The sequence below is a fragment of the Brochothrix sp. genome (assembly GCF_017549435.1).
Lineage (GTDB): Bacteria > Bacillota > Bacilli > Lactobacillales > Listeriaceae > Brochothrix > Brochothrix thermosphacta.
This window is the reverse complement of record NZ_JAFYUW010000121.1, coordinates 1-4200: the sequence shown is the minus strand read 5'-3', so window position 1 is coordinate 4200 and position 4200 is coordinate 1. Positions and strand designations below refer to the sequence as shown.

Here is a 4200-nt window from a genome sequence, read left to right as displayed (position 1 = left end):
TGTAGAATTCTTAACGAATTTACCGTAAATAGGGTGTTTTGTACGACGTTCAATAACAACGACTATGGTTTTATCCATTTTGTTGCTAGCAACAACGCCTATTCTCTCTTTTCTAAGATTTCTTTCCATGATAATTCCTTATTGTCGTTATTATTTATTGTCTTTACCTTCAACGATCTGACGTTTTCTGAGTTCTGTCATCATACGTGCGATCTCTTTGCGACAAGCGCCTAATTTATGTGGATTATCCAGCGGAGAAACTGCATGATTGAGCTTCATTTTAACATATTGTAAACGTTGCTCTTCTATACGTTCCATCAAGTCAGCTGTACTTAATTCATTGATAGCTTCTTTTTTCATAGTGCTTGTTCCTTCTTATTATTCAACATAATCTCTTCTTACAACAAATTTAGTTGTAACAGGTAACTTTTGAGCGGCTAAACGCATAGCTTCTTTAGCAATAGCTAATGAAACGCCTTCAGCTTCGAAAAGCATATGACCAGGATATACGCGAGCTGCAAAGTATTCAACATCTCCCTTACCTTTACCCATACGAACGTCTTGTGGCTTCTTGGTGATAGGTTTATCAGGGAATATTCTAATCCAAATTTGTCCCTCACGTTTCATGTAACGAGTAACAGCTTGACGAGCAGCTTCAATTTGACGAGCTGTGATCAATGCGTCCTCCATTGATTTTATTCCAAAAGTTCCGAATGCAAGTTCGTGTCCGCGATGTGCGATACCTTTTATCTTGCTCTTCTGAGGTCTTCTGAATCTTGTTCTTTTAGGTTGTAACATCGTTTATAGATTTTTATTTACTCTTACTTATTGCTACTATTACGTTTATTACGACGTGGAGCTCCTCCGTTTTGCTTTGGTGCTGATTGTTTTTTAGCAGCACTTGCAATTGAGGTTGGTACTAACTCAGGTTTACCATAGATCTCACCTTTGCAGATCCATACTTTAATACCGATACGTCCATAAGTTGTATGTGCTTCAACTAATGAATAATCGATATCTGCACGGAGTGTATGCAATGGAATACGACCTTCTTTGTATGTTTCTTGGCGAGCCATTTCAGCGCCACCAACACGGCCTGATGCAATAACTTTGATACCTTCTGCTCCGATACGCATAGTTCCTGACACAGCTGATTTGATAGCACGACGGAATGATACGCGGCCTTCAATTTGTTTAGCGATTGTGCTAGCTACTATATAAGCATCGAGTTCAGGTCTCTTAATCTCACTGATATTAATTTGAACTTCTTTTCCAGTGAGTTTCTTTAATTCTTCTTTTAATTTATCTACTTCTTGACCACCTCTACCTATAATCATACCTGGACGGGCTGTGAAGATAGTTACGGTCACGAGTTTAAGTGAACGTTCGATAGCAATTTTTGAGATACCTGCCTTACCGAGACGTGCGTTCAAATATTTACGGATTTGATCGTCTTCAACAAGTTTCTTTGAAAAATCTCTACCGCCATACCAATTGGAATCCCAACCTTTGATGATTCCTAATCTAAGACCTATTGGATTTGTTTTTTGTCCCATTGTAAACTCTAATTAATTTTTATTCTTCTACTTTTGCCTCGACATTAGCTTCAGCAATTCTACTATCGACAACTATAGTGATATGGTTAGAACGTTTGCGGATGCGGTGTGCACGACCTTGTGGAGCCGGTTGAATACGTTTTAAAGTACGACCTTCATCTACAAATACTTCTTTTACATACAAGTTAGCGTCTTCGATACGTTTTCCTTCATTTTTAGCTTCCCAGTTTGCTATTGCTGAACGAAGTAATTTATACATCGGTTTTGCAGCAGCTTTAGGTGAGTACATTAAGGCATGCAGTGCAAGTTCCACTTTCATTCCTCTTACCATGTCAGCAACTAAACGCATCTTACGAGGCGATGTAGGCACGTCATTCAACTTTGCCATAGCAACGTGTTTACGTGCTTCTTTTATAGCTTCTGCTCTATTATGTTTTCTTGCTCCCATACTTATTCTTTATTTATCATTTTTTATTTCCGGCATGGCCTCTGAATATACGTGTTGGAGCAAATTCTCCTAACTTATGACCTACCATGTTTTCTGTTACGTAAACAGGGATGAATTTATTACCGTTGTGTACAGCTATAGTTTGACCAACGAAATCTGGTGAAATCATTGAAGCTCTCGACCAGGTCTTAATGACGGTCTTCTTACCTGTTTCAACATTATCCAAAACTCTTTTTTCGAGTTTATAGTGGATATATGGTCCTTTTTTAAGTGAGCGACTCATTTTGTTAATTTTTTACCTGGTTAATTATTTCTTTCTTCTTTCAATGATGTATCTGTTTGAAGCATTCTTCAATGCACGTGTCTTATAACCCTTAGCTGGTAAACCTTTACGGCTACGTGGGAGACCACCTGATGCACGACCTTCACCACCACCCATTGGGTGATCAACTGGGTTCATAACAACACCACGAACGCGTGGGCGACGACCTAACCAGCGGCTACGACCTGCTTTACCTGATTTTTCAAGGTTATGGTCACCATTTGATACTGTACCGATAGTAGCTTTACATGCTTGAAGGATGAGGCGTGTTTCGCCTGAAGGCATCTTCAAAATTGCATATTTACCATCACGTGACATCAATTGTGCATATGCACCAGCACTACGTGCCATCTTAGCACCTTGACCAGGACGTAACTCAATGTTGTGGATGATTGTACCGAATGGAACATCACTTAAGAACATTGCATTACCTACGTTTGGTGTAGCTTCTTTACCAGACATGATTGTTTGTCCAACTTTTAAGCCTTGAGGAGCGATGATATAACGTTTCTCACCATCGGCGTAAAATACGAGGGCAATACGTGCTGTACGGTTTGGATCGTATTCAATAGTCTTTACAACTGCTGGGATACCGTCTTTATCACGTTTGAAGTCAATTATTCTATATTTTTGTTTGTGTCCACCACCAATATTGCGGACTGTCATTTTACCTACGTGGTTACGTCCACCGGTGCTTTTTTTAGTAGCAAGCAATGACTTCTCTGGCTTGCTTGTTGTGATTTCGTCAAAAGCGCTAATAATTTTGAAGCGCTGACCCGGTGTCGTTGGTTTATATTTCTTTAAAGCCATCTTTAAATATTGCTAAAAAAGTCAATAGTTTCACCTTTTGCTAATGTCACGATTGCTTTCTTGAAAGCATCTCTTCTGCCGCTGATAACGCCAGTCTTTGTATAACGTGACTTAAGCTTTCCTTCATAATTAATAGTGTTGACTGATTCCACTTGTACACCGTAAAGGTCTTGGACAGCCTGTTTGATTTGCAGTTTATTTGCACGTTTGTCAACAATAAATGCATAGCGATTAAGTTTTTCAGTAATCGCAGTCATCTTCTCTGTTATTACAGGTTTCTTAATGATAATCATCGTTTCTAATTTTTAAGGTTAATTATCCAAGAATTTCTTCAATTTGTGGTAATGAACTTTCCAAGATGAAAATTTTCTTGGCATTGAGAATATCATAAGTGTTGAGGTTACGAGCAAGTGTGACTTGTGTGCGTTGAATGTTTCTTGCTGACATTACTACATTAGTATCTGTAGCTGGGAATACAAACAAGTTCTTGCCACCATTCACTTTAAGGTTATTCAAAACTTCAACCATCTTCTTAGTTTTGATGCTATCAAAGGTGAAGTCTTCTAATATAGCAATTTCTGCATCTCTCATTTTGTATGTCAAAGCTGATTTACGTGCAAGAAGTCTAACTTTCTTGTTCAACTTGAAGCCGTAATCACGTGGTTGTGGACCGAATACTCTACCACCGCCTCTTAATACTGGTGAGTTGATATCACCACGACGTGCACCACCTGTTCCTTTTTGACGGATCAACTTACGTGTACTACCAGCAATCTCGCTACGAGTTTTTGCTTTGTGTGTACCTTGACGTTGATTTGCTCTGATCAAATTTACATCTAAATAAATGCAATGATCGTTTGGCTCAATTCCGAAAATATTTTCGTTCAACTGAACTTTGCGTCCTGTTGATTCACCGGTTACTCTTAAAACTTCTAACTCCATCTTTCTATTTTTAAATATCCGTTTTTAGATCCCGGTACTGAACCTTTCACAACTAACAAATTCTTCTCGGGAACGATTTTCATGATTTGAAGGTTAATAGCCTTCACTGTACGGTTACCCAT

General features: G+C 38.7%; 9 protein-coding genes. All 9 read right to left on the bottom strand.

All coding sequences use genetic code 11. From position 1 onward, the window contains the following. Positions 1-129, bottom strand: a 129-nt coding sequence (rpsQ, locus tag IKV95_RS08340; RefSeq protein WP_287451651.1) for a 30S ribosomal protein S17, incomplete at its 3' end; no start/stop codon positions are given. Positions 130-150: 21 nt separating this feature from the next. Next, on the bottom strand, positions 151-360 hold the full coding sequence (gene rpmC, locus IKV95_RS08335) for a 50S ribosomal protein L29 (protein ID WP_287451649.1): 210 nt from the start codon (positions 358-360) through the stop codon (positions 151-153). An 18-nt stretch (positions 361-378) separates the two neighbouring features. After that, entirely contained in the window at positions 379-798 is a 420-nt protein-coding gene (gene rplP, locus IKV95_RS08330; protein ID WP_287451648.1) for a 50S ribosomal protein L16, read from the bottom strand. A gap of 23 nt (positions 799-821) precedes the next feature. Next, on the bottom strand, positions 822-1556 hold the full coding sequence (gene rpsC, locus IKV95_RS08325; RefSeq protein WP_353734610.1) for a 30S ribosomal protein S3: 735 nt from the start codon (positions 1554-1556) through the stop codon (positions 822-824). A gap of 19 nt (positions 1557-1575) precedes the next feature. Further along, complete coding sequence (rplV, locus tag IKV95_RS08320; RefSeq protein WP_353734609.1) at positions 1576-2004, bottom strand: 50S ribosomal protein L22; 429 nt, start codon at positions 2002-2004, stop codon at positions 1576-1578. 16 nt (positions 2005-2020) lie between these two features. Continuing rightward, positions 2021-2287, bottom strand: a complete 267-nt coding sequence (gene rpsS, locus IKV95_RS08315; RefSeq protein WP_287451647.1) for a 30S ribosomal protein S19 — start codon at positions 2285-2287, stop codon at positions 2021-2023. Between the two features lie 24 nt (positions 2288-2311). Beyond that, positions 2312-3136 carry a 50S ribosomal protein L2 gene (gene rplB / locus IKV95_RS08310; RefSeq protein ID WP_287451646.1) on the bottom strand — a complete coding sequence of 275 codons (825 nt, stop codon included), beginning with the start codon at positions 3134-3136 and terminating at the stop codon, positions 2312-2314. A 2-nt stretch (positions 3137-3138) separates the two neighbouring features. Next, positions 3139-3429 (bottom strand): 50S ribosomal protein L23, encoded by a 291-nt coding sequence (rplW, locus tag IKV95_RS08305; protein ID WP_287451644.1) that lies wholly within the window; start codon positions 3427-3429, stop codon positions 3139-3141. 22 nt (positions 3430-3451) lie between these two features. After that, the gene (gene rplD, locus IKV95_RS08300) at positions 3452-4078 is read right to left on the bottom strand and encodes a 50S ribosomal protein L4 (protein WP_287451643.1); all 627 of its coding nucleotides are present in this window, start codon (positions 4076-4078) and stop codon (positions 3452-3454) included. Positions 4079-4200: the final 122 nt, after the last annotated feature.